The organism is Parvibaculum sp., from assembly GCF_019635935.1.
GTDB lineage: Bacteria > Pseudomonadota > Alphaproteobacteria > Parvibaculales > Parvibaculaceae > Parvibaculum.
Window position 1 is genome coordinate 2,109,631 of the sequence record NZ_JAHBYN010000001.1, and the last position, 22,378, is coordinate 2,132,008.

The 22,378-nt window shown below is 64.6% G+C and carries 23 protein-coding genes; 16 read left to right on the forward strand and 7 right to left on the reverse strand.

What is annotated here, in order from left to right; translation table 11 throughout:
- The first annotated feature begins 40 nt into the window (after positions 1-40).
- From KF719_RS10545 to KF719_RS10590, 10 genes are all read left to right on the forward strand, one after another.
- Positions 41-766 (forward strand): tRNA (guanine(46)-N(7))-methyltransferase TrmB, encoded by a 726-nt coding sequence (locus KF719_RS10545; protein WP_293508673.1) that lies wholly within the window; start codon positions 41-43, stop codon positions 764-766.
- 140 nt (positions 767-906) lie between these two features.
- Positions 907-1,524 (forward strand): ribosome maturation factor RimP, encoded by a 618-nt coding sequence (gene rimP, locus KF719_RS10550; RefSeq protein WP_293508674.1) that lies wholly within the window; start codon positions 907-909, stop codon positions 1,522-1,524.
- Between the two features lie 5 nt (positions 1,525-1,529).
- Positions 1,530-3,143, forward strand: coding sequence for a transcription termination factor NusA (nusA, locus tag KF719_RS10555; protein WP_293508675.1), 1,614 nt, complete (start codon positions 1,530-1,532; stop codon positions 3,141-3,143).
- A complete protein-coding gene (locus KF719_RS10560; protein ID WP_293508676.1) occupies positions 3,130-3,810 on the forward strand; it encodes an RNA-binding protein in 681 nt (226 codons plus the stop codon). Before nusA ends, KF719_RS10560 begins: the two co-directional genes overlap by 14 nt.
- A complete protein-coding gene (infB, locus tag KF719_RS10565; RefSeq protein ID WP_293508677.1) occupies positions 3,807-6,440 on the forward strand; it encodes a translation initiation factor IF-2 in 2,634 nt (877 codons plus the stop codon). The genes KF719_RS10560 and infB overlap by 4 nt, the downstream gene beginning before the upstream one ends.
- A gap of 57 nt (positions 6,441-6,497) precedes the next feature.
- Positions 6,498-6,944, forward strand: coding sequence for a 30S ribosome-binding factor RbfA (gene rbfA / locus KF719_RS10570; RefSeq protein ID WP_293508678.1), 447 nt, complete (start codon positions 6,498-6,500; stop codon positions 6,942-6,944).
- Positions 6,945-6,949: 5 nt separating this feature from the next.
- A complete protein-coding gene (gene truB, locus KF719_RS10575; protein WP_293508679.1) occupies positions 6,950-7,873 on the forward strand; it encodes a tRNA pseudouridine(55) synthase TruB in 924 nt (307 codons plus the stop codon).
- Between the two features lie 9 nt (positions 7,874-7,882).
- On the forward strand, positions 7,883-8,152 hold the full coding sequence (gene rpsO, locus KF719_RS10580) for a 30S ribosomal protein S15 (protein WP_293508680.1): 270 nt from the start codon (positions 7,883-7,885) through the stop codon (positions 8,150-8,152).
- A 323-nt stretch (positions 8,153-8,475) separates the two neighbouring features.
- Positions 8,476-10,659, forward strand: a complete 2,184-nt coding sequence (gene pnp, locus KF719_RS10585; protein ID WP_293508681.1) for a polyribonucleotide nucleotidyltransferase — start codon at positions 8,476-8,478, stop codon at positions 10,657-10,659.
- 71 nt (positions 10,660-10,730) lie between these two features.
- Positions 10,731-11,351, forward strand: a complete 621-nt coding sequence (locus tag KF719_RS10590; protein WP_293508682.1) for a DUF4893 domain-containing protein — start codon at positions 10,731-10,733, stop codon at positions 11,349-11,351.
- A 5-nt stretch (positions 11,352-11,356) separates the two neighbouring features.
- Here KF719_RS10590 and fabI read toward each other — a convergent pair whose 3' ends face one another.
- The 3 genes from fabI to fabA all read right to left on the reverse strand — a co-directional run bounded on the left by fabI (position 11,357) and on the right by fabA (position 14,066).
- Positions 11,357-12,160, reverse strand: coding sequence for an enoyl-ACP reductase FabI (gene fabI, locus KF719_RS10595; RefSeq protein WP_293508683.1), 804 nt, complete (start codon positions 12,158-12,160; stop codon positions 11,357-11,359).
- Between the two features lie 110 nt (positions 12,161-12,270).
- The gene (gene fabB / locus KF719_RS10600) at positions 12,271-13,497 is read right to left on the reverse strand and encodes a beta-ketoacyl-ACP synthase I (RefSeq protein WP_293508684.1); all 1,227 of its coding nucleotides are present in this window, start codon (positions 13,495-13,497) and stop codon (positions 12,271-12,273) included.
- Positions 13,498-13,547: 50 nt separating this feature from the next.
- Positions 13,548-14,066, reverse strand: coding sequence for a 3-hydroxyacyl-[acyl-carrier-protein] dehydratase FabA (gene fabA, locus KF719_RS10605; RefSeq protein WP_293508685.1), 519 nt, complete (start codon positions 14,064-14,066; stop codon positions 13,548-13,550).
- A gap of 241 nt (positions 14,067-14,307) precedes the next feature.
- Here fabA and irrA point away from each other — a divergent pair, with 241 nt between their 5' ends.
- The 4 genes from irrA (at position 14,308) to KF719_RS10625 (ending at position 17,440) form a co-directional block, all read left to right on the forward strand.
- Positions 14,308-14,748 (forward strand): iron response transcriptional regulator IrrA, encoded by a 441-nt coding sequence (gene irrA / locus KF719_RS10610; protein ID WP_293508686.1) that lies wholly within the window; start codon positions 14,308-14,310, stop codon positions 14,746-14,748.
- Positions 14,749-14,975: 227 nt separating this feature from the next.
- Complete coding sequence (locus tag KF719_RS10615) at positions 14,976-15,398, forward strand: rubrerythrin family protein (protein ID WP_293508687.1); 423 nt, start codon at positions 14,976-14,978, stop codon at positions 15,396-15,398.
- Positions 15,399-15,487: 89 nt separating this feature from the next.
- Positions 15,488-16,843 carry a heterodisulfide reductase-related iron-sulfur binding cluster gene (locus tag KF719_RS10620; protein WP_293508688.1) on the forward strand — a complete coding sequence of 452 codons (1,356 nt, stop codon included), beginning with the start codon at positions 15,488-15,490 and terminating at the stop codon, positions 16,841-16,843.
- Between the two features lie 12 nt (positions 16,844-16,855).
- Complete coding sequence (locus KF719_RS10625; protein WP_293508689.1) at positions 16,856-17,440, forward strand: DUF3501 family protein; 585 nt, start codon at positions 16,856-16,858, stop codon at positions 17,438-17,440.
- A gap of 34 nt (positions 17,441-17,474) precedes the next feature.
- On the opposite strand, the gene KF719_RS10630 is transcribed toward KF719_RS10625, so the two are convergent.
- Entirely contained in the window at positions 17,475-18,047 is a 573-nt protein-coding gene (locus tag KF719_RS10630) for an SH3 domain-containing protein (protein ID WP_293508690.1), read from the reverse strand.
- Positions 18,048-18,174: 127 nt separating this feature from the next.
- Between KF719_RS10630 and KF719_RS10635 the strand changes: the two genes are divergently transcribed.
- Positions 18,175-19,167, forward strand: a complete 993-nt coding sequence (locus tag KF719_RS10635; protein ID WP_293508691.1) for a D-glycerate dehydrogenase — start codon at positions 18,175-18,177, stop codon at positions 19,165-19,167.
- Positions 19,168-19,183: 16 nt separating this feature from the next.
- Here the strand turns inward: KF719_RS10635 and KF719_RS10640 are convergent, their stop codons facing one another.
- On the reverse strand, positions 19,184-19,987 hold the full coding sequence (locus KF719_RS10640; protein WP_293508692.1) for a HesA/MoeB/ThiF family protein: 804 nt from the start codon (positions 19,985-19,987) through the stop codon (positions 19,184-19,186).
- 347 nt (positions 19,988-20,334) lie between these two features.
- Between KF719_RS10640 and KF719_RS10645 the strand changes: the two genes are divergently transcribed.
- Entirely contained in the window at positions 20,335-20,772 is a 438-nt protein-coding gene (locus tag KF719_RS10645; protein ID WP_293508693.1) for a CBS domain-containing protein, read from the forward strand.
- Positions 20,773-20,843: 71 nt separating this feature from the next.
- Here KF719_RS10645 and KF719_RS10650 read toward each other — a convergent pair whose 3' ends face one another.
- The gene (locus KF719_RS10650; RefSeq protein WP_293508694.1) at positions 20,844-21,659 is read right to left on the reverse strand and encodes a thioesterase family protein; all 816 of its coding nucleotides are present in this window, start codon (positions 21,657-21,659) and stop codon (positions 20,844-20,846) included.
- On the reverse strand, positions 21,656-22,357 hold the full coding sequence (locus KF719_RS10655; protein WP_293508695.1) for an SDR family NAD(P)-dependent oxidoreductase: 702 nt from the start codon (positions 22,355-22,357) through the stop codon (positions 21,656-21,658). The genes KF719_RS10650 and KF719_RS10655 overlap by 4 nt, the downstream gene beginning before the upstream one ends.
- Positions 22,358-22,378: the final 21 nt, after the last annotated feature.

The window sequence follows — 22,378 nt, forward strand, 5'->3', positions numbered from 1 at the left end:
TACGAAACACTGAAAGACTCTAGAGAGAAGCAACGGCGGCATGAGCCCGAGAAGTTCACATCTGGGCAGTGCCGCGGAAAAGTCCCGCCGTCACGTATATGGCCGGACCAAGGGCAAGAGCCTGCGGTCCCGTCAGGCGAAATTGATGGAGACCCTGTTTCCCGGGGTCTCCATTTCGCTTGCCGGCTCCCGCATCGATCCCGCCGATCTGTTTGCGGATGTCGACGAGACCTGGCTCGAAGTCGGTTTCGGCGGCGGCGAGCATCTGGCGCATCACGCGGCGCTCCATCCGCGCATCGGCATTATCGGCTGCGAGCCGTTCATCAATGGCGTCGCCAAGCTGGTCGCCGCAATCGACGAACGCAACCTCGCCAACATCCGCATCCTGACCGACGACGCGCGCTTTCTGCTCGAACGGCTGACGCCGGCCTCGCTCGCGCGTGTCTTCGTGCTCTATCCCGATCCCTGGCCGAAGAAGCGCCACAACAAGCGCCGCTTCATCAACATGGAGACGCTGGGATTTCTGGCCGCCGCACTGCGTCCGGGCGGCGAGCTGCGTTTTGCCAGCGACATCCCGGACTATGTCGCCTGGACGCTCGCGCATATCGACCGCTTCAACCGCGAAAACGGCGAAACCTTCCGCTGGACGGCCGAACAGGCCGCCGACTGGCGCACACCCTATGAGGGTTGGCCGGGCACCCGCTATGAAGCCAAGGCGATCCGCGAGGGCCGGGTTCCGGCTTATCTGACGTTCCGGCGTCTTTGACGCCGCAGCCCTTGCCCCGGCCCCCCAAAAGGGTCTATATAGGCCCCAATTAGTCAGCGATGCTCTCAAGAGTGGGCTGTCTCCGGAAACGGGGGCCCGCTTTTTTTGTTATCTGGGGGCCCGCAATTCGGAGTGTGCAATTGACGGCGACGGGTCTGGACAGGAAGGAGGCGAACGGGACGGCGGATGCCGTGCTCGATACGCCGCTTGTTGCCGCGCCCGGCCCCGCGCGCCGCATTTTCGAGCTTCTGCGCGGTCCCGCCGAAGGCATCGGCTTCGAGATCGTGCGCGTGCGGTTCGGCCTGCAGGACGGACACACGCTGCAGATCATGGCCGAGCGCCCCGACGGCACGATGTGCGTCGCCGATTGCGAGGAACTTTCGCGCACCATTTCGGCGCTGCTCGATGTCGAGGACCCGATCCCCGGCGAATACAATCTCGAAATTTCCTCGCCCGGCATCGATCGCCCGCTGACGCGTCCGAAGGATTTCGAACGCTGGTCGGGCTTCGAGGCGAAGATCGAACTGACCGAGCCGCTTGCCGGCCGCAAGCGCTTTCGTGGTCTGCTTCAGGGTGTCGAGGACGGCGAGGTTCTCGTCGAATGCGAGATCGAAGGATTTTCGGAACCGCAAATACTCGGTCTGCCGTTCCGGCAGCTAAGCGAGGCGAAGCTCACGATGAGCGACGACCTTATCAGGGAAAGTCTCAAACGACAGGGCAGGGCGGCAACCGCCGGCAGCCCCTCCGACGGAGAATAAAGAGAATGGCAACGGCAGTTAGCGCCAACCGGCTTGAACTGTTGCAGATCGCGGATGCGGTCGCACGCGAGAAGTCGATCGACCGCGAAGTCGTCATCGAGGCGATGGCGGAGGCGATCCAGAAAGCCGCGCGCTCCCGCTACGGCGCCGAAAACGAAATCCGCGCCCGCATCAATCCGACAACCGGCGAGATCCGCCTGGTGCGCCTGCTCGAAGTCGTCGAAGCGGTCGACAACGACGCCATCCAGATCGACATCAAGTCGGCGCAGAAGCGCAATCCGGCCGCCCAGCTCGGCGACCTGATCGAGGACGAATTGCCGCCGGTCGATTTCGGCCGCATCGCCGCGCAGACTGCCAAGCAGGTCATCGTGCAGAAGGTGCGCGACGCCGAGCGCGAGCGTCAATACGACGAATATCGCGACCGCATCGGCGAGATCATCAACGGCATCGTCAAGCGCGTCGAATACGGCAACGTCATCGTCGATCTCGGTCGAGGCGAAGCCATCGTGCGCCGCGACGAATTGCTGCCGCGCGAAACCTTCCGCAACGGCGACCGTGTGCGCGCCTATATTTACGACGTGCGCCGCGAACAGCGCGGTCCGCAGATTTTCCTGTCGCGCTCCCATCCGCAATTCATGGCCAAGCTCTTCGCGCAGGAAGTGCCGGAGATTTACGACGGCATCATCGAAATCAAGGCGGTGGCGCGCGATCCGGGCAGCCGCGCCAAGATCGCGGTGCTGTCCAACGACAGTTCCATCGATCCCGTCGGCGCCTGCGTCGGCATGCGCGGCAGCCGCGTCCAGGCGGTGGTGAACGAGTTGCAGGGCGAAAAGATCGACATCATCCAGTGGTCGCCCGACGCCGCCACCTTCATCGTCAACGGGCTCGCGCCGGCCGAAGTCGCCAAGGTCGTGCTCGACGAAGATGCGCAGCGCATCGAAGTCGTCGTGCCGGACGATCAGTTGTCGCTCGCCATCGGCCGCCGCGGCCAGAATGTGCGTCTCGCCTCGCAGCTTACCGGCTGGGACATCGACATCCTGACGGAAGCCGAGGAAAGCGAACGCCGCCAGGCCGAATTCCAGTCGCGCAGCGCCACCTTCGCCGAAGCGCTTGATGTCGACGAGATGATCGCCCAGCTTCTGGCTTCCGAAGGTTTCGCCTCGGTGGAAGAGGTCGCCTATGTCGATCTCGACGAAATCGCCAGCATCGAAGGTTTCGACGAGGACACCGCGCAGGAAATCCAGAACCGTGCGCTGGAATATATCGAACGCCAGAACGCGGAGTTCGACGAGAAGCGCCGCGCGCTCGGCGTCGCGGACGAAGTGGGCGAAGTGCCGGGCATCACGCCGAAAATGCTGGTGGCCTTCGGCGAGAACGAAATCAAGACGGTCGAGGATCTCGCGGGCTGCGCGACCGACGACCTGATCGGCTGGAACGAAACGGTCAATGGCGAGCGAAAGCACCAGAAGGGCATTCTGGAAGACTTCGATGTCTCGTCGGAGGAAGCCAACGACATGATCATGCAGGCGCGTCTGCGCGCCGGCTGGATCACCGAGGCCGATCTCGCGCCCGCCGAAGAACCGGACGAGGAAGCGGGCGAGGTCGGTGAAGAGGCATAAAGAGGAAGACGAGACCGAGCGCCGCTGCATTGTCACCGGCGAAAGCGGCACGAAGGCGGATCTGATCCGTTTCGTGCTCGATCTCGAAAGCCGCGTGGTGCCGGATCTGGCCGGCCGGCTTCCGGGTCGCGGGCTCTGGGTCCGGGCGAGCCGTGACGCGGTTGCAAAGGCGGTGGCCAAGGGCCATTTCTCGCGTGCCGCCAGGGCGCCGGCGAAGGCCGATGAAGGCCTCGCCGATCTCGTCGAGCATCTGCTGGCGCGCCGCGCTGCCGATGCGCTCGGACTGGCGCGCAAGGCAGGCGCGCTGGTCACCGGTTTCGAGAAGGTGACGACGGCCATCGAGAAGGGCCGGATCGTCTGCCTGATCGAGGCCCGCGACGGCGCCACGGATGGCCGCCGCAAGCTCGAACAGCGCCTCCGGGTGGCCAAAGAGCTGGAGATTCTGGCCGATGTGCCCGTTTTGAGCCCCCTCTGGGCGGACGAAATGGGTTTGGCATTGGGCCGCGGAAATGTGATACATGCAGCCCTGATCCAGGGAGGCATGCAGGCGAAAGTCGTGGCGGATCTCGCCAGGCTGGAGCGCTATGGGCGGAAGGACCGCCCGGAAAATACCCGTGCGGGCTTTCAGGGCCCGGCGGGCGAACGGGTAACCGAAGGACCGGAATGACCGATCAGGCCGATACGAGCGAACGCAAACCGAAAACAGGCGGCAAGACGCTGAGCCTGAAGCGGACGGTCGAGTCCGGCCATGTGCGCCAGAATTTTTCGCATGGCCGCACCAAGACGGTTGTCGTCGAGAAAAAGAAGAGCCGCACGCTGAAAACCGGCGCGGCTGCCGCCGAAGAACCGGCAAAGGCGAAAAAGGCTCCGGCTGCCGCAAAAGCGGCGGAAGAGCCGGCGCCGGCCGCCGTCGAAGCCGAAGCGCCGAAGCCGGCAAAAAAGAAGGCCGAGGCGCCTGCCGCCGCTCCCGCCGCCGCGGCGCCTGCCGCAAAGGAAAAGCCGGCGAGCCGCGCCCGCTCGGGCGTCGTGCTGCGCACGCTGACGGAAGAAGAAAAACAGGCCCGCGCGCTTGCCCTCGACAGCGCTCGCGAACGCGAAGGCGAAGACCGCCGCCGCGCCGAGGAAGAAGCGCGCCGTTTCGCCGATGAAGATGCGCGCCGCGAGCGCGAGCGCACGGAGGCCGCCGCGCGCGCCACCGAGGAAGCCGCGCGTCTCGCCGCCGAACAGACGACGCGTTCGCGCGCCGCCGACGAAGCCAAGCGCCGCCTCGACACCGATGCGCCTGCCGGCCGCGTTGCGACGAAGGACCTGAAGGCCGACGAAGGCGACGACGACGAGAAGCCGAAGCGCGGCGCGGGCCACACGCCCGCCAAGCCGCCGGTTGCCCGCCGCACCGAAGAGCGCCGCCGCGGCAAGCTGACCATCACCAAGGCTTTCGACGATGAAGGCGAACGCCAGCGTTCGCTCGCCTCGATGCGCCGCCGCGTCGAGCGCGAGCGCAAGAAGCACATGGGCATTCAGGAAGCCCCGCAGAAAATCATCCGCGAAGTCGTCATCCCCGAAATCATCACGATTCAGGAACTGGCGAACCGCATGGCGGAACGCGCGGTCGATGTGATGAAGATCCTGATGAAGCAGGGCATCATGCTGAAGATCACCGACGTGATCGACAGCGACACCGCCCAGCTCGTCGCCGAGGAACTCGGCCATTCGGTCAAGCGCGTCGCGGAATCCGACGTCGAGGAAGGCCTTGTCGGCGAGGACGACACGACCGAGACGAAGAAGCCGCGCGCCCCCGTCGTCACCGTCATGGGCCATGTCGACCACGGCAAGACCTCGCTGCTCGACGCGCTGCGCAAGACCGACGTCGCGGCCGGCGAAGCCGGCGGCATCACGCAGCATATCGGCGCCTATCAGGTGAACCTGAGCTCCGGCGCCCGCATCACCTTCCTCGACACGCCGGGCCACGCGGCCTTCACCTCAATGCGCGCCCGCGGCGCGAAAGTCACCGACATCGTCGTGCTGGTCGTTGCCGCCGACGACGGCGTGATGCCGCAGACGATCGAAGCCATCAATCATGCGAAGGCCGCCAGCGTGCCGGTCATCGTCGCCATCAACAAGATGGACAAGCCCGAAGCAGACCCGGCGCGCGTCAAGAACGAACTGCTGCAGCACGAAATCGTCGTCGAGGATTTCGGCGGCGACGTGCTCGCAGTTCCGATCTCGGCGAAGACGGGCATGGGCCTCGACAAGCTCGAGGAAACGATCCTGCTGCAGGCCGAACTGCTCGACATCCGCGCCAATCCCGATCGCGCCGCCGAAGGCATCATCGTCGAGGCGAAGCTCGATCGCGGCCGCGGGCCTGTCGGCACCGTGCTGGTGCAGCGCGGCACGCTGCGCGTCGGCGACATCATCGTGGCCGGCGCCGAATGGGGCCGCGTGCGCGCGCTGATCAACGATCGCGGCGAAAACGTGATGAGCGCCGGACCGTCCGAACCCGTCGAGGTTCTGGGTCTTGGCGGCGCGCCGGAAGCCGGCGACGTGATGAGCGTCGTCGAAAGCGAGACGCGCGCCCGCGAAGTCACCGAATATCGCCAGCGCGTGCAGCGCGACAAGCGCGTCGGCACCGGCGGCCGCACCTCGCTCGACCAGATGCTCTCGCAACTGAAAGAGCAGGACAAGAAAGAGCTCCCCATCGTCGTCAAGGCCGACGTGCAGGGTTCGGCCGAAGCGATCGTTCAGGCGCTCGAGAAACTCGGCACCGATGAAGTCACCGCGCGCGTCATCCATGTAGGCGCCGGCGGCGTCACCGAAAGCGACATCACGCTGGCCACCGCCTCGGGCGCGCCCGTCATCGGCTTCAACGTTCGCGCCAACGCGCAGGCGCGCGAAGCGGCGCGGCAGGCGGGTGTCGAGATTCGGTATTATTCGGTCATCTACGATCTCGTCGACGACATCAAGGCGGCGCTTTCGGGCATGCTCTCGCCGGAACTGCGCGAAACCTTCCTCGGCAATGCCGAAATCCTGGAAATCTTCAACATTTCCAAGACCGGCAAGGTTGCGGGCTGCCGCGTCACCGAGGGCGTGGTGCGCCGCGGTTCCAGCGTCCGCCTGATCCGCGACGACGTTGTCGTGCATGAAGGCAAGCTCTCGACCCTGAAGCGCTTCAAGGATGAAGTGAAGGAAGTGCAGTCCGGTCAGGAATGCGGCATGGCCTTCGAGAATTATCAGGACATGCGCAAGGGCGACGTCATCGAATGTTTCGATGTCGAGGTGGTGAAGCGCAGCCTCGCATAACGCGCGAGGCCGCCACCCGCCCCGGCGCGGCTGCCGGCGCAACGGAAAGACGCCGTCATGGCCAGAAAACATACGCACGCCTCGAAAGGTCCGAGCCAGCGCCAGTTGCGTGCCGGCGAGCTGGTGCGCCGCGCCCTTGCCGACATCGTCGCGCGCGGCACGATCCGCGATCCCGAATTGATCGAGCGCACATTTTCGGTCACCGAGGTGCGCATGAGCCCCGACCTGCGTCATGCGACATGCTTCGTCGCGCCGCTCGGGGCGGGCGATGCCGCCGCGCTCGCCGCCGCGCTGACGCGCGTGCGCGCTTATCTGCGCGGCCAGCTCTCGCGCGAGGTCACCTTCAAGTTCATGCCCGACCTCACCTTCGAGCCCGACACCTCCTACGACAAGGCCAGCGAGATCGAGCGCCTGCTGCACTCGCCACCCGTCGCGCGCGATCTCGCGCACGACACAGAAGGTCCTGTCGCGCGCGATCTCTCGAAGTCCGAAGAAGAGGATTGAGCGCAATGTCCCGCCGCAAATCGGGCGAGGCGGTGACGGGCTGGGTGATCGTCGACAAGCCGTCCGGCCCGACCTCCTCCGATGTCGTCAATCGCGTCCGCCGCCTCTTCAATGCGCGCAAGGCCGGTCACGCCGGGACCCTCGATCCGCTGGCGACCGGCATCCTGCCGGTGGCGCTCGGCGAGGCGACGAAAACCGTTCCCTTCATCATCGACGCCGCCAAGGGCTACCGCTTCACGATCCGCTTCGGCCAGGCGACCGCCACCGACGACGCCGAGGGCGAGGTCACGTCGACAAGCCCCCTCCGCCCCTCCGCCGCCGAAATCGAGGCCCTGCTCCCCCGCTTCACCGGCCCGATCGAGCAGGTCCCGCCGGCCTTCTCGGCCATCAAGATCGATGGCGAGCGGGCCTATGCGCGGGCCCGGGCCGGCGAGACGGTCGAAATGAAGCCCCGGCCGGTCACGATCCACGAAATCCGCCTGCTGGGCCTCCCCGATGCGGACCATGCGGAGCTCGAAATCCTTTGCAGTAAAGGCACTTACGTCCGGTCTCTGGCCCGCGACATGGCGCTTTCGCTGGGCACGGTCGGCCATGTCTCGGCCCTCCGGCGGACCCGCCACGGCCCCTTTGCCGAGGCGGTGGCAATTCCGCTGGATAAACTCTGCGCCTTGGGCCATATTGCGCCCGCTCCCGACCTTGGGGCCCATTTGCTGCCGCTTGAGACCGCGCTGGACGACATCCCGGCACTGGCCGTGAGCGGCGAGGATGCGGCCCGACTGAAACAGGGTCAGGGGGTTTTGTTGCGCGGACGCGACGCACCCATCCTTTCCGGATCGGTTCTGGCGACCCATCGGGGAGACCCGGTGGCGCTCACCGAATACGAGAAAGGCGAGCTTCGTCCCGTGCGCGTGTTCAATCTCGCATCATAGGAGATACCGATGTCGATTACGCCGGAACGCAAGACCGAGCTGATCAAGGAATTTGCCGGCAAGGACGGCGACACGGGTTCGCCCGAGGTACAAGTCGCCATCCTCACCGAGCGCATCGTCAACCTCACCGAACATTTCAGGGGCCACGCGAAGGACAACCATTCGCGTCGCGGTCTGTTGAAGATGGTGAGCCAGCGCCGCAGCCTTCTCGACTATGTGAAGAAGAAGGATCAGGCGCGTTATGAAAAGCTGATCGCCCGTCTGGGGATCCGGCGGTAACGGGGTGCGTTTTATCGCCCCATCGGTCTCGCAAGGCGCGGCGCCTGCCCGAACGGTCTCCGGACCCGAAGGGCGGGCGTGTGCTTTTGTGGGGCTTCGAGAAGAGACAATCGTCCGTTAGCGGATGACTGTGAAGCGGCTGGACCTTTCGCCTTTGTCTCGTGGCGTCCGGTCCTGCGTCGAGTTCGCGTAGCGCAGGGTTCGCGCACGCCGCGTCAGTCATCCAGTTTGTCCGGCCGCCGGGAAGGCGGCACAGAAAGCGCCCGCCGCATGATGGTGGAAATGAACGCATGATGAGCGGCGGCGCGGAACAGGAAACCGATATGTTTGAAATTACACGCGAAGAAATCGAATGGGGCGGCCGTCCGCTCATCCTCGAAACGGGCAAGATCGCCCGCCAGGCCGACGGCGCGGTGCTCGCGACCTACGGCGAAACGACGGTGCTGGCCACCGTTGTCGGCGACCGCAAGCCCAAGCCCGGGCTCGATTTCTTCCCCCTGACCGTCAACTACCAGGAAAAGACCTATGCCGCGGGCAAGATTCCCGGCGGCTTCTTCAAGCGTGAAGGCCGTCCGAGCGAAAAGGAAACGCTGGTCTGCCGCCTGATCGACCGTCCGATCCGCCCGCTCTTCATCAAGGGCTTCAAGAACGAAACCCAGGTCATCGCGACCGTGCTCTCCCACGACATGGAAAACGATCCCGACATCGTCGCGATGGTCGCCGTGTCGGCCGCGTTGACGATTTCGGGTCTGCCCTTCATGGGTCCCATCGCCGCTGCCCGCGTCGGTTACATCGGCGGTGAGTACAAGCTCAACCCGATGATCGACGAAATGATCGAAAGCGATCTCGACCTCGTCGTCGCCGGCACGGCGGACGCCGTGATGATGGTGGAGTCGGAAGCGAAAGAGCTTTCCGAGGACATCATGCTCGGCGCCGTGATGCACGGTCACAAGCATTTCCAGCCGGTGATCGACATGATCATTCGCCTGGCCGAGAAATGCGCGAAAGAACCCCGCGCCATCGACGTCAAGGACAACTCGGCGCTTGTCGCCAAGGTGCGTTCGCTGGTCGAAGGCGACCTGCGCGCCGCCTATGGCCTCAAGGACAAGGGCCAGCGCCACGAAGCGATCTCGAAGGCGAAGGACAAGGCCAAGGCCGCGTTCTGCAACCCGGACGACGAAAACGCCGTGCCGGAAACGGAAATCGGCGGCGTCTTCAAGGAAATCGAAAGCGACATCGTCCGCAATTCGATCCTCGACACCAAGAACCGCATCGACGGCCGCGATCTCGAAACGGTGCGCCCCATCGTCTCGCAGGTCGGCCTGCTGCCGCGCACCCACGGTTCGGCGCTCTTCACGCGCGGCGAAACGCAGGCGCTTGTGGTCGCGACGCTCGGCACCGGCGACGATGAACAGTTCATCGACGCGCTGGAAGGCACCTACAAGGAAAACTTCCTGCTGCACTACAACTTCCCGCCCTTCTCGGTCGGCGAGACCGGCCGCGTCGGCTTCACCGGCCGCCGCGAAGTCGGCCATGGCAAGCTCGCCTGGAGGGCGCTGCGCGCCGTGCTGCCGCCCAAGAACGAGTTCCCCTACACGATCCGTCTCGTCTCGGAAATCACCGAGTCGAACGGCTCCTCCTCCATGGCGACCGTTTGCGGTTCGTCGCTGGCGATGATGGATGCCGGTGTGCCGGTCAAGCGGGCGGTGGCGGGCATCGCCATGGGCCTGATCCTCGAAGGCGAGCGCTTCGCGGTGCTCTCCGACATTCTCGGCGACGAGGATCATCTCGGCGACATGGACTTCAAGGTGGCGGGCACGGCGGAAGGCGTGACCTCGCTGCAGATGGACATCAAGATCGCCGGCATCACCGAAGGCATCATGAAGCAGGCGCTCGCCCAGGCGAAGGGCGGCCGCATCCATATCCTCGGCGAGATGGCGAAGGCGCTCGACACCGCCCGCCCCGAAATGGGCGAGCATGCGCCGCGCATCGAAGTCATCAACGTGCCGACCGACAAGATCCGTGAAGTCATCGGCACGGGCGGCAAGGTGGTGCGCGAGATCGTCGAAAAGACCGGCGCCAAGATCGACATTTCCGACGACGGGACGATCAAGGTTGCTTCCTCCGACGGCGAAGCGATCCGCAAGGCGATTGCCTGGATCCAGGGCATCGTTGCCGAGCCGGAAGTCGGCAAGATTTACGAAGGCACGGTTGTGAAGGCGGTCGATTTCGGCGCCTTCGTCAACTTCTTCGGTCCGCGCGACGGGCTGGTGCACATCTCGCAGATGGCGCCGACCCGCGTCGAGCAGGTCTCCGACGTCGTCAAGGAAGGCGACAAGGTCAAGGTCAAGCTCCTGGGCTTCGATGATCGCGGCAAGGTCCGCCTGTCGATGAAGCATGTGAACCAGGAGACGGGCGAAGAGATCGTCTACGAAAACGAACCCGCCGAGCAGCCGCGCCGCGAAGGCGGCGGTGGCGGCCGCGGCCGCCGTCGCGAACGCGACTGACGCTTGCCGTGAATGCGGTTAGGATTGCGGGGTCAGCTCAGGCTGGCCCCGTTTTCTTTTGGGAGACATCCATGCGCCGCATCGCCGCCCTTTTTGCCGCTCTCTTCTGGATCGCGCCCGTCTACGCCGACGAAGCGGCGCCGTCCGGCTGGGAGGCCCATGTCACCGCGCATGACCGCGACCGCCTCGCGCGTTACGAAGACGCCGTCACGCAGGGCATGATGGAATCCCGCGTCGCGGGCGAGGAGCACGGCGCCTACAACGAACTTGTGAGCGTGATGGAAGGAACGCTCGCCCCCGCCGACCCCGAAAAACTGAAGGGCCGGTGGAACTGCCGCACCATCAAGGCGGGTGGCCCCTTCGCCGGCTTCGTCGTCTATGGCTGGTTCCGCTGCGAGATCGTCGAAAAGGAGGGCCGCCTCTTTTTCGAAAAGCTGACAGGCTCGCAGCGCCAGTCCGGTTTCTTCTATCCGCGCGACGAGAAAACCTGGGTGCTGCTCGCCGCGCCGAACGAAGGTCACTCCGGTCCGATCCGCGCCTATTCCGGTCCCGAGGGCGGCGTCATCGATCCGCAGATGATCGACCAGCCGGCAATCGCCGCACTTCTCGAAGACGGCCGCGCCCGCATCGTCTTCCCCTGGCCGGCGCTCGAATCGACCTTCAACGTGCTGGAGATGACGCGGCGAAAATAAGAGCCTCAGCCCTCGTCGCTCTCCATCTGCGCTTTCAGCTCTTCCGCCCGCGGCATGCCGATGATGTTGAAGCCGCCATCGACATGATGCACTTCGCCCGACACGCGTTCCGACAGGTCGGAGAGGAGATAGAGCCCTGCCCCGCCCACATGGTCGAGTTCGATCGATTCCTTGATCGGCGCATGCGTCTTGTTCCATTTGAACACGAAGCGTGCATCGCCAACCGCCGAACCCGCCAGCGTCCGCATCGGGCCGGCCGAAATCGCGTTGACGCGAATGCCGTGCCGCCCGAGATCGACCGCGAGATAGCGCACGCTCGCCTCGAGCGCGGCTTTGGCCACGCCCATCACATTGTAGTTCGGCATCACCCGCGTCGAGCCGCCATAGGTCAGCGTCACCATCGAGCCGCCCCGCGTCATCAGCTTTGCCGCGCGCCGTGCCACATCGGTGAACGAGAAGCAGGAAATATCCATCGTCCTCAGGAAGTTTTCCCGCGACGTATCGACATAGCGGCCCTTGAGTTCGTTCTTGTCGGAATGGGCGATTGCATGGACGACGAAGTCGAGCACGCCCCATTCCTTTTCGAGCGTCTCGAACGCCGCATCGAGGCTCGCGGCGTCGGTCACGTCGCAGGGCAGCAGCAATTTCGATCCGGCCGATTCCGCCAGCGGCTTGACGCGCCGGCCGAAGCTTTCGCCCTGATAGGTAAAGGCGAGTTCGGCGCCGTGTGCCGCGAGCGCGCGCGCGATGCCCCAGGCGATTGAATGATCGTTGGCGACGCCCATGATCAGGCCGCGCCGTCCGGTCATCAGCGATCCCGTCAGTATCGGCCGCCGTTCTCCCGGCTTTTCGTCAGACCCGTGCATGAATTGCCTGTTCCCCGATTTGCTTCCGCTTCAGACCCGGTGCCCCCGCACCGTCACCCGTTATGACGCTGGAACGCCAGCGTCGCATTGGTGCCGCCGAAACCGAAGCTGTTGGAAATCGCCAGATTGATGTCGGCGCCGTCGATGCGCTCCCGCGCGATATTGGCATCCGCCACGGCCGGGTCGATCTCGTCGATATTGGCGCTGGCGGCAACGAAGCCGCCCTGCATCATCAGCAGCGTATAGATCGCCTCATGCACGCCCGCCGCGCCCTGCGCGTGGCCGGTCAGCGATTTCGTCGCGCTGATCGGCGGCATCTTCGCGCCGAAGACTTCGCGGATCGCGTTGATCTCGGGAATGTCGCCGACCGGCGTCGATGTCGCATGCGGATTGATGTAGTCGACCGGCGCCTTGACGTTTTCAAGCGCCATCTTCATGCAGCGCACCGCGCCCTCGCCCGAAGGCGCCACCATGTCGGCGCCGTCCGCCGTTGCGCCATAGCCGACGATCTCGGCATAGATTTTCGCGCCGCGCGCTTTCGCGTGTTCGAGTTCTTCCAGCACCAGAATGCCGCCGCCGCCCGAAATCACGAAGCCGTCGCGATCCTTGTCATAGGCGCGGCTGGCCTTTTCCGGCGTGTCGTTGCGCTTCGCCGACATCGCGCCCATCGCGTCGAACAGCACCGACAACGACCAGTCGAGTTCCTCGCCGCCGCCGGCGAACATCATGTCCTGCTTGCCCCACTGAATGAGTTCGGCCGCATTGCCGATGCAGTTGGCCGATGTCGAGCAGGCCGAGCTGATCGAGTAGTTGACGCCCTTGGTCTTGAACCATGTCGAGAGATTGGCCGAGCAGGTCGACGACATTGCCTTCGGCACCGCGAAGGGGCCGACTTTCTTCGGACCTTTGACGGGTTCGCTGCGCGCCATGTCGGCGGCCGCAACGATCGCCTTGGTCGAAGGTCCGCCCGAACCGACCACGAGGCCCGTGCGCGGATTGCTGATGTCGCTTTCCTCAAGCCCCGCATCGCGGATCGCCTGATCCATCGCCACGCAGGCATAGGCCGCACCGTCGCCCATGAAGCGCCGCGCCCGCCGGTCGACCGCCTGTTCGAGATCGATCTTCAGGCTGCCATGCACCTGGCTTCGAAATCCCATCTCGGCATAGACGTCGGATTTGACGATGCCGGATTTTCCCTCGCGCAAGGACGCAAGCACTTCCTGGGTGTTGTTTCCGATGCTGGAAACGATGCCCATGCCGGTGACGACCACTCGCCTCATGGCAGCCTCTCTTTCACTACGAAAATTCCGTACCACGTGTGGCCGTGGCGTCAGGCGGCCTGCCCCGCGGCTTGCAGCCCGACTTTCATGTCGGTGATGGTGAATGCCAGTTCGCCATCCGCCAGAATGGTGCAGTCCGCGACGCCGACCACGAGGCGGCGGTTCACGACACGCTTCAGTTGGATAATGTATTCGATCTTTTTGATCGCGGGCGTCACCATCGCGGAGAATTTCACTTCGCCCACGCCGACCGCGCGTCCCTTGCCCTTGCCGCCGATCCAGCCGAGGAAGAATCCGAGCAGCTGCCACGCGCCGTCGAGCCCGAGACAGCCCGGCATGATCGGGTCGCCTTCGAAATGGCAGGGGAAGAACCAGAGATCCGGTTTGATGTCGTATTCGGCCTTGATCAGGCCCTTGCCGTGTTCGCCGCCTTCATCGGAAATATGCGTGATGCGGTCGATCATCAGCATCGGCGGCAGCGGCAGTTGCGCATTGCCCGGTCCGAACAGGCGGCCATGGCCGCATTCGAGCAGGTCTTCGTAGGAATAGGCCGCTTTCTTGTCCGCCATTCGGGTCCGCTCGCTTGGGGCCTTGCAGGCGCCCTCGGGCGTCGCGCCGGCCGGTCTCGTTCCTGGGCGGTCTTTTCGCCGCCTCCCTTGGCCGCTTCGTAACACACCGCGAGGTCCGCGCAAACCCTCAGGCTTGGGGCCGGGGCTGGCCCGCAAGCCGCCGCCAGCCCTTGGCCCCGCCCTTGACAAACCGGTGACGGACCCCCTATTTATTGTTTGTAACGATTACAAACTGCATTGAATGAAGGACAGTGGAGTGATGCAGGAACGGCCCTATGCCCAGACGCTCGGCAAGCTGCGCGAGGCGGGGCTGCGCCCCACCAGGCAGCGGCTTGCACTTGGCCGCCTGCTCTTCGACGGCGGCGACCGCCATGTGACCGCCGAAGCCCTCCACGACGAGGCGCAGCGCGCCGGCGTCAGCGTCTCGCTGGCGACCGTCTACAACACGCTGCACCAGTTCACCGGCGCCGGTCTCCTGCGCGAGGTTGTGGTCGATAGTTCCCGCACCTATTTCGACACCAATATCGACGACCACCATCACTTCTTTGTCGAGAAGGATGGCGCGCTGATGGACATTGCCGGCGACGACGTCACCATTGGCAAATTGCCCCCGGCGCCCGACGGCATGGACATCGCCCGCGTCGACGTGATCGTCCGTCTGCAGGATCGCTCGGATCGCTGACAATCTGATTTGAGAATTCTTCGCAAAAACAAACACTAAAAAGTTTGTTTGGAATATCTCCAGACTGTTGACCGCGGCGCGCCGCAATCCTAGTCTCTGATCCAACCCCCGGACGATTCTTTCCGAAGTCACGACGGGCGTTATTCCCCAACGGGGCGCAACAGCGCCGGCCGCCCGGCCGGCATGTTGTCCCGGTCCAATTGCATACGGGTTAGGAGCACGAGCACATGCCATCGCTTTCCGGTTCGAAGACCATGGAAAATCTCAAGGAAGCGTTTGCCGGCGAAAGCCAGGCCAACCGCCGCTACCTCTATTTCGCGCAGAAGGCCGACGTCGAAGGCTTCAACGACGTGGCCGCCGTCTTCCGCTCGACCGCAGAAGGCGAAACGGGCCACGCGCATGGCCATCTCGAATTCCTCGAGGAAGTCGGCGACCCGGCGACGGGCGAGCCCATCGGCGCCACCGACCAGAACCTCAAGGCCGCCATCGCCGGCGAGACGCATGAATACACCGACATGTATCCGGGCATGGCCCGCACGGCGCGCGACGAAGGCTTCGACGAAATCGCCGACTGGTTCGAAACGCTGGCCAAGGCTGAAAAGAGCCATGCCGGCCGCTTCCAGAAGGCCCTCGACAGCCTCGGCAGTTGACCTGCTTTGAGAGATGAATCCGGCGGCGGGAGATTGCATGTCTCCCGCCGCCCGCATCCTGCCGTTTACATTCCGTCGGAGACTTGTCGATGAGCAGCCCGAAAGAGGGAAGTACCGAAGCCCCCACGCGCCATCCGCTCGACTGGCACAATCCCGACTTCTACGATCTCGAAAAACTCGACGCCGAACTGCGCCGCGTCTTCGACATCTGTCATGGCTGCCGCCGCTGCTTCAATCTGTGCGACAGCTTCCCGCGCCTCTTCGATCTGATCGACGAAAGCCCGACCGGCGAACTCGACGAAGTGAAGTCGCAGGATTTCGCGCCCGTCGTCGAGGCCTGCACGCTTTGCGACATGTGTTTCATGACGAAGTGTCCCTACGTGCCGCCGCATGAATTCAATCTCGATTTCCCGCATCTGATGCTGCGCTACCGCGCCGCCGAAGCGAAACGGAAAGGCGCCTATCCCTTCGTGCCCGGCCAGCTTGCGCAGACGGATCGCAACGGCAAGCTTGCAGCACCCGTCGCAGCGGTTGCGAACTGGGGCTCGACGCGCGGCAACAAGCTGACGCGGCCGGCGCTCGAAGCCGTGACCGGCATCGACGCCCGCGCCGAGCTGCCGAAGTTTCATGGGCAGACCTTCGCGATGCGCGCGAAGAAACAGGACAAGCAAGGTCTCGCCGCACCGAAAGACGCGCCGGCCAAAGGCCGCAAGGCGGCGATCTTCGCCACCTGTTTCGTCAACTACAACAATCCGGCCGTCGGCGAGGCCGCGCGCCTTGTGCTGGCGCATAACGGCGTCGAAACGGAAGTCGCCTATCCCGGCTGCTGCGGCATGCCATTTCTCGAGCAGGGCAATATCGAAAAGGTGGCCGCCCAGGCGGAGAAAGTCGCGAAGGACATGGGTGCCTGGATCGACAAGGGCTACGACATCGTCGCGCTGACCGCGTCATGCGGCCTGATGTTCAAATTCGAATGGCCGTTGATCCTGCCCGGCAATGAGGATGTGGCGAAGCTCGCCGCCGCCACCTTCGACATCGACGAATACATCGTCGACATCGCGAAGAAGGAAGGCCTCGCACCGGGTCTGAAGCCGGTCGAAGGCGGCGTCACCGCGCATCTCGCCTGCCACGCCCGCGCCCAGAACATGGGTGCGAAATCGGCCGAGATGCTGCGCTATATTCCTGAAATCAAGCTCGATGTCGTCGAGCGTTGCTCCGGACACGGAGGAACATTCGGCGTGATGAAGGAAACCTTCGACGCCGCGATGAAGGTCGGCAAGACCGCCGCCCGCAATGTCGCCAAGACCGGCAACAAATATGTGACGTCCGATTGCCCGCTGGCCGCCAAGCATCTCGTCCACGAGATCGATGAGATGGGCGAGCCGCAGCGTCCGGCGCCGCAACACCCGGTCGAAATCATGGCGCGCGCCTGGGGACTGATCTGAGAGATGACTGCAATGAAAAAAGAAATCACCCCCGCCGATATTCTGCCTTACGAAACCTATGCGAAGGAGCGCAAGGCGCGGCGCGCCGCCGCCATGGCGCTGAAGAAGGACCGTCGCGTCCCGGTCGGCCCGCATGCGACTTTTTACTTCGAGAATTACGACACGATGTTCCAGCAGATCCACGAAATGCTGCACATCGAGAAGGGCGGCGACGAACAGCTCGCCGACGAACTCTCGGCCTACAATCCGCTGATCCCGCAGGGAAACGAGCTTGTCGCCACGGTCATGTTCGAGATCGAGGATCCGGTCCGCCGTGACAAGTTCCTGCGGTCCATCACCTGGGTCGAAAAGCACCTCTACATCGATGTCGGCGGCGAACACATCATCGGCGAAGCCGAAACCGATGTCGAGCGCACCAAGGCCGACGGCAAGACCTCATCCGTCCACTTCGTCCATTTCCGCTTTTCGGCCCCGCAGATCGCGAAGTTCCGCGATCCTTCGGTGCCGGTCATGGCCGTCGTCGCACATGAGAATTACCACCACATGGCCATGCTTTCGCCGGCGGAGCGCGAAGCGCTCGCGAAGGATTTCGCCTGAGCGTCGGGCGCGCGGCGGAAGAGACGCATACGGATTATTCGAATTCCTCGCCCGGATAGACGCCCCACAGCGCATCCTGCGCGATCCAGCCGCCATGGCCGCGCGCCTCGAGCCGGCACCAGCCGGCCTTGCACGCCCTGACCGACGCCACGATGCCGGGCTCCAGCAGGGCGACGATGTCGGCCGCTTCGTCGGGCTTGTCGTGCAGCGGCTGCGGTTCGGACCTGTCGCCGGTCACGATGGCGCTGCGCGCGCCGTCGAGCATCGTGTGCCAGATCCAGCCCCCGTCGCCTTCATGGTCGCGCACGCGCCGCCAGTGGTCGGATTCCGCCGTCACTTCCAGCGGCACGCCGCGTTTGGTGTAAACCCAGTCGATCGGAAAATCGGTGCCGGGTCCGCGCCGCACATTGGCGCGTCCCGCCTTCAGGCTGACATAGCGCGGCACCGGCAGCCCGGTCACGCGTCCGCGCTCGGCGGCGGTTTCGGCGGGCGCCTGCGCCAGCGTCGCATGCAGCGTCTCGGCATGCGCCTCCGGCGCCGCCGCCCACAGCGCGCCCGCCAGCAGCGCGGCAAGCCCCGCCCCCGCAATCGATCGCATCTCCCGCATCGTCATTTCCACCTTCCGCGGATGCATGGCCCCGGCCCCCGCGACTCAGCTGATTTTGCCAGAAAATGCGCCAACGGAAGCGATAAAACCTGCTAATAAGGGCTGTTCGCTACCGGAGTCCCCCCGCATGTCCGCCAAAAAGCCGCTCGTCATCGTCACCCGCAAATTGCCGGCCGCCATCGAGGCGCGCATGGGCGAGCTTTTCGATGTCCGCCTCAATGCGGATGACCACCCGATGACGGCATCCGATCTGGCGGCGGCCATGCGCGAGGCCGATGTGCTGGTCCCCACCGTCACCGACCGCATCGACGCGAAGCTGCTGGCCCAGGCCGGCGAAAACCTCCGCCTGATCGCCCAGTTCGGCACCGGCGTCGACAATATCGACGTCGAAAGCGCGCGCCGCCGCGGCATCACGGTGACGAACACACCCGGCGTCCTCACCGAAGACACCGCCGACATGACGATGGCGCTGATCCTCGCCGTGCCGCGCCGCTTGAGCGAAGGCGCGCGTTACCTGCGCGAGCATGAGGGCGCCTGGCCCGGCTGGTCGCCGACCTGGATGCTCGGCCACCGCATCACCGGCAAACGCCTCGGCATCATCGGCATGGGCCGCATCGGCCAGGCGGTCGCCGCCCGCGCCCGCCCCTTCGGCCTCGAAATCCACTATCACAACAGGAAGCCCGCCAACGCGGTGATCGAGCGCGAGCTCGAAGCGACATTCTGGGAAAATCTCGACGGCATGCTGGCCAAGGTCGACATCGTCTCGGTCAATTGCCCGCTGACGCCGCAGACCTTCCATTTGCTCGACGCGCGCCGCCTGAAACTGCTGAAACCGGACGCCTATATCGTCAACACGGCGCGCGGCGAAATCATCGACGAAAACGCGCTGCTGCGCGCCCTCGAAGCGGGCGAACTTGCCGGCGCCGGCCTCGACGTCTTCGAGCGTGAGCCCTCGGTCAATCCGCGCCTCGTCGCGTTGCAAAATGTCATCTCGCTGCCCCACATGGGCTCGGCCACCATCGAGGGCCGCGTCGAAATGGGCGGCAAGGTCATCGTCAACATCAAGACCTTCATGGACGGCCACCGCCCGCCCGACCGCGTGATCCCGGCGATCATGTGAGAGCGGGCCGCCCGCGTCAGGCATGCCCCGACAGATCGGTGATCGTCGGCGTCTCCCCCGTCAGCGCATTCTTCGGGTCCCATTTGAGCGTCAGCGTGCGAAACCGCGTGTCGAGCGCGTCGTAGATCAGGAGCTTGCCGGCAAGGCTCTCCCCCGCGCCGGTAATCTCCTTGATGACCTCGAGCGTCTGCAGCGACCCGACAACGCCGGTCAGCGCCCCCAGCACACCGGCCTCCTCGCATGTCGGCACCGAGCCCGGCGCCGGCGTCTCGCCGATAAAGTCGCGGTAATTGGGTTTCGGCTTGCCGTCGGCGTCGCGCTCGAAGGCGCGGAACGTTGCCACCTGCCCCTCGAACTGCCCGACCGCCGCCGAGACCAGCGGCACGCGCGCGAAATAACAGGCGTCGTTGACGAGGAATCGCGTCGCGAAATTGTCGCAGCCATCGGCCACGATGTCGTATTGCGAAATAATGTCGAGCGCATTCGCCGCGGTCAGCCGTACGCGATGTTCGATCACGCGCACATCGGGGTTGATGCGCCGCGCCGCTTGCGCCGCACTCTCCGTCTTCGCACGGCCGACATCCGCCGTCCCATGCGCGATCTGGCGTTGCAGGTTCGACAGCGACACCTCGTCATTGTCGATAATGCCGATCGTGCCGACCCCCGCCGCCGCGAGATAAATGAGGCAAGGGCTTCCAAGCCCGCCCGCGCCGACGATCAGCACCCGGGCCTTCAGCAGCTTCTGCTGCCCCGGCCCGCCGATCTCCTTCAGCACGATATGCCGCGCGTAGCGTTCGAGTTGTGTGTCGCTCAGTGCCATGCGCGGAGTCTTATCACGCCGGCGGCAATAGGGAAGCATCTCTGTCTCATCGATGAATCGGTCCGGAACCGGTGGCCGCGCCGCGCCGCCTCTGCTATCGTTAGGCTTCGCCGCTCGCGAAAAGGGAAGCGTTCATTCGCGTGCGGCGTTCCGGCCTGTGCCGGGTCGCGGCTGCGCATCGGCCTGCGGTAACGCGCTTCCCATCGGCCGCCGGCCGCGTTCAGCTTTCCGCCGTCGACAACGCCCCGGGCAATACCCTGCGGGCGCGAGCAGGATTTTGCGTCCCCGCGCGGCGGACGATCCGGTTTCGGCCTTCTGCAACAGAGCCCGAAACAGAGGAGGTTACGATGCGGATAAAGGAACTGATGACCAACCATGCGGAGTGGATCGAGGCGACGACGCCCCTGCGCGACGTCTCGCGCACGCTGCGCGACAAGAATATCGGTTGCCTGCCGGTCGGCGAAAACGATCGCCTGGTCGGCATGATCACCGACCGCGACATCTGCTGCCGCGGCGTCGCCGACGGGCTCGATCCCGACAAGGCGACGGCGCGCGACGTGATGACCGACGGCATCGTCTGGTGCTTCGACGACCAGACCGACAAGGAAGCCGCCGAACTGATGGAGGAAAAAGGCATCCGCCATCTGCCGGTGCTCAATCGCAAGAAGCGCATTGTCGGCGTGCTCTCGCTCGGCGATCTCGCCTTCCGCGCCGGCAAGTCGCTCACCGCCGACGTGATCCATCTCGTCGCGCGCGACGCCGAACGCCACGCCAAAAGCGCCTGACCGGCACACTCACAAAAAGCCCTCTCCCCTTCGGGGAGAGGGTTGGGTGAGGGGTGCAGCACACACGAGGCTCAAGGCGCCAGCAGCACCGCGCTCTGGCACGACCGTCCGATGCGCCCGTAAACGTCGAAGATTTCCGATTCCGTCAGCCCCCGCCCGTCGCCGCGCCAGTCGCCGCGCTGCGCGACGCCGATCCATTCGCCGGTGGGATCGCGCGCCAGATGCAGCGCCAGGTCCGCATTCGGCCAGCCGGCGGCGTTGGGGCGCTCGCCCGCATCCGTCACCGTGAACAGCGTCGAGACGTCGGCAACCGCCATGACGCGCGAAAAGGGCGTCGGCGCGTCGTGGAACGGCCTCTTCAAGCGGAACCACTTGGCGCGCGTTCCGTCGTCATGGGTCGTGTCGCGTATATCGCAAAGATCGAGAAAGCCGGGACCGCTATTCGCCTGCTTGAAAAATACGGGACGCTCCCATTTCGAAAAATTTTCGGGTTCGAAGACGACGCTCTCCGGCGCGCCAGGCAGGCCGTCGATTTCAACCGGCTTCTGAAAACAGGCGCTGGCCTTTGCCTGCAGCTTGCCGCCTGCCCACAATTCATTCTCGACAACGGCGACGCGCCCGCCCTCGCGAACCGGCGTCACCTTGCTCGATATGCCGTCAAGCGGCAGCGGACGCAGCAGATAGAGATTGGCGGAAACGAGCGCCCCCCATCCCTTCCCCGCTGCCATCGTCTCCATTTCGCCGACGGCAAGCGCCGCCACCGCACCGCCATGCATGCCGCCGAACGGCCCCTGCGCCTCCGGCAGCGCGCACCACACCTCGCCGTCGCGATGGAAAACGGAACTCAACGCTGTACGCGATGCATTCATCGGTATGGTCTCACTCACCAGTTTTCGCGGAAGGGCCGGATTTCGACATTGAACGACCAGGCCGATTTGTCTTGATGTGCAACATGCCACACCTCATCGGCAATGGCCGCCGGCTTGATGAAGAAATCATCCGCCGCATCCTTGAAGCGTTCCCGCGCCCATGGCACGTCGATCACCGCATCGATGGTGATGTAGGAAACATGGACGCCTTTGGGACCCAGATCGCGCGCCATCGCTTCGGCGAGAATGCGCTGCGCCGCCTTGGTCGGTGCGAAGCCCGCGAAGAAGGCCTTGCCGCGATGCGCCGACGTATTGCCCGTCACCGCAATCGCGCCCTTGCCCGCTTCGATCATCGAAGGCGCAAGCGCTTGCGCGAAATGCAGCAGCGCCATCGTATTCACCTGGAAATTCATCGCGAGCGTTTTCGGGTCGATTTCGAGAAAGCCACCCCACGCGGCGCCCACCGCGTTGTGAACGAAGACCTCTGTCGCACCCATCGTCTCGGTCACCTGTCTCACGGTCGCCGCGATCTGGTCTTCCTTCGACACGTCGCAGATAAAGGCCTTCGCATCCGGCAGCTCGGCTTCAAGCGTCGCGAGCCGTTCCTTGTCGCGCGCCAGCATGGCGACGGCATAGCCGCCCTTTGCAAACCGCCGCGCCAGCGCCGATCCGGTGCCGGGGCCGACGCCGGTAATCATCGCCACGGGTTTTGTCATGGTGCTGTCCTTTGTTGCCGG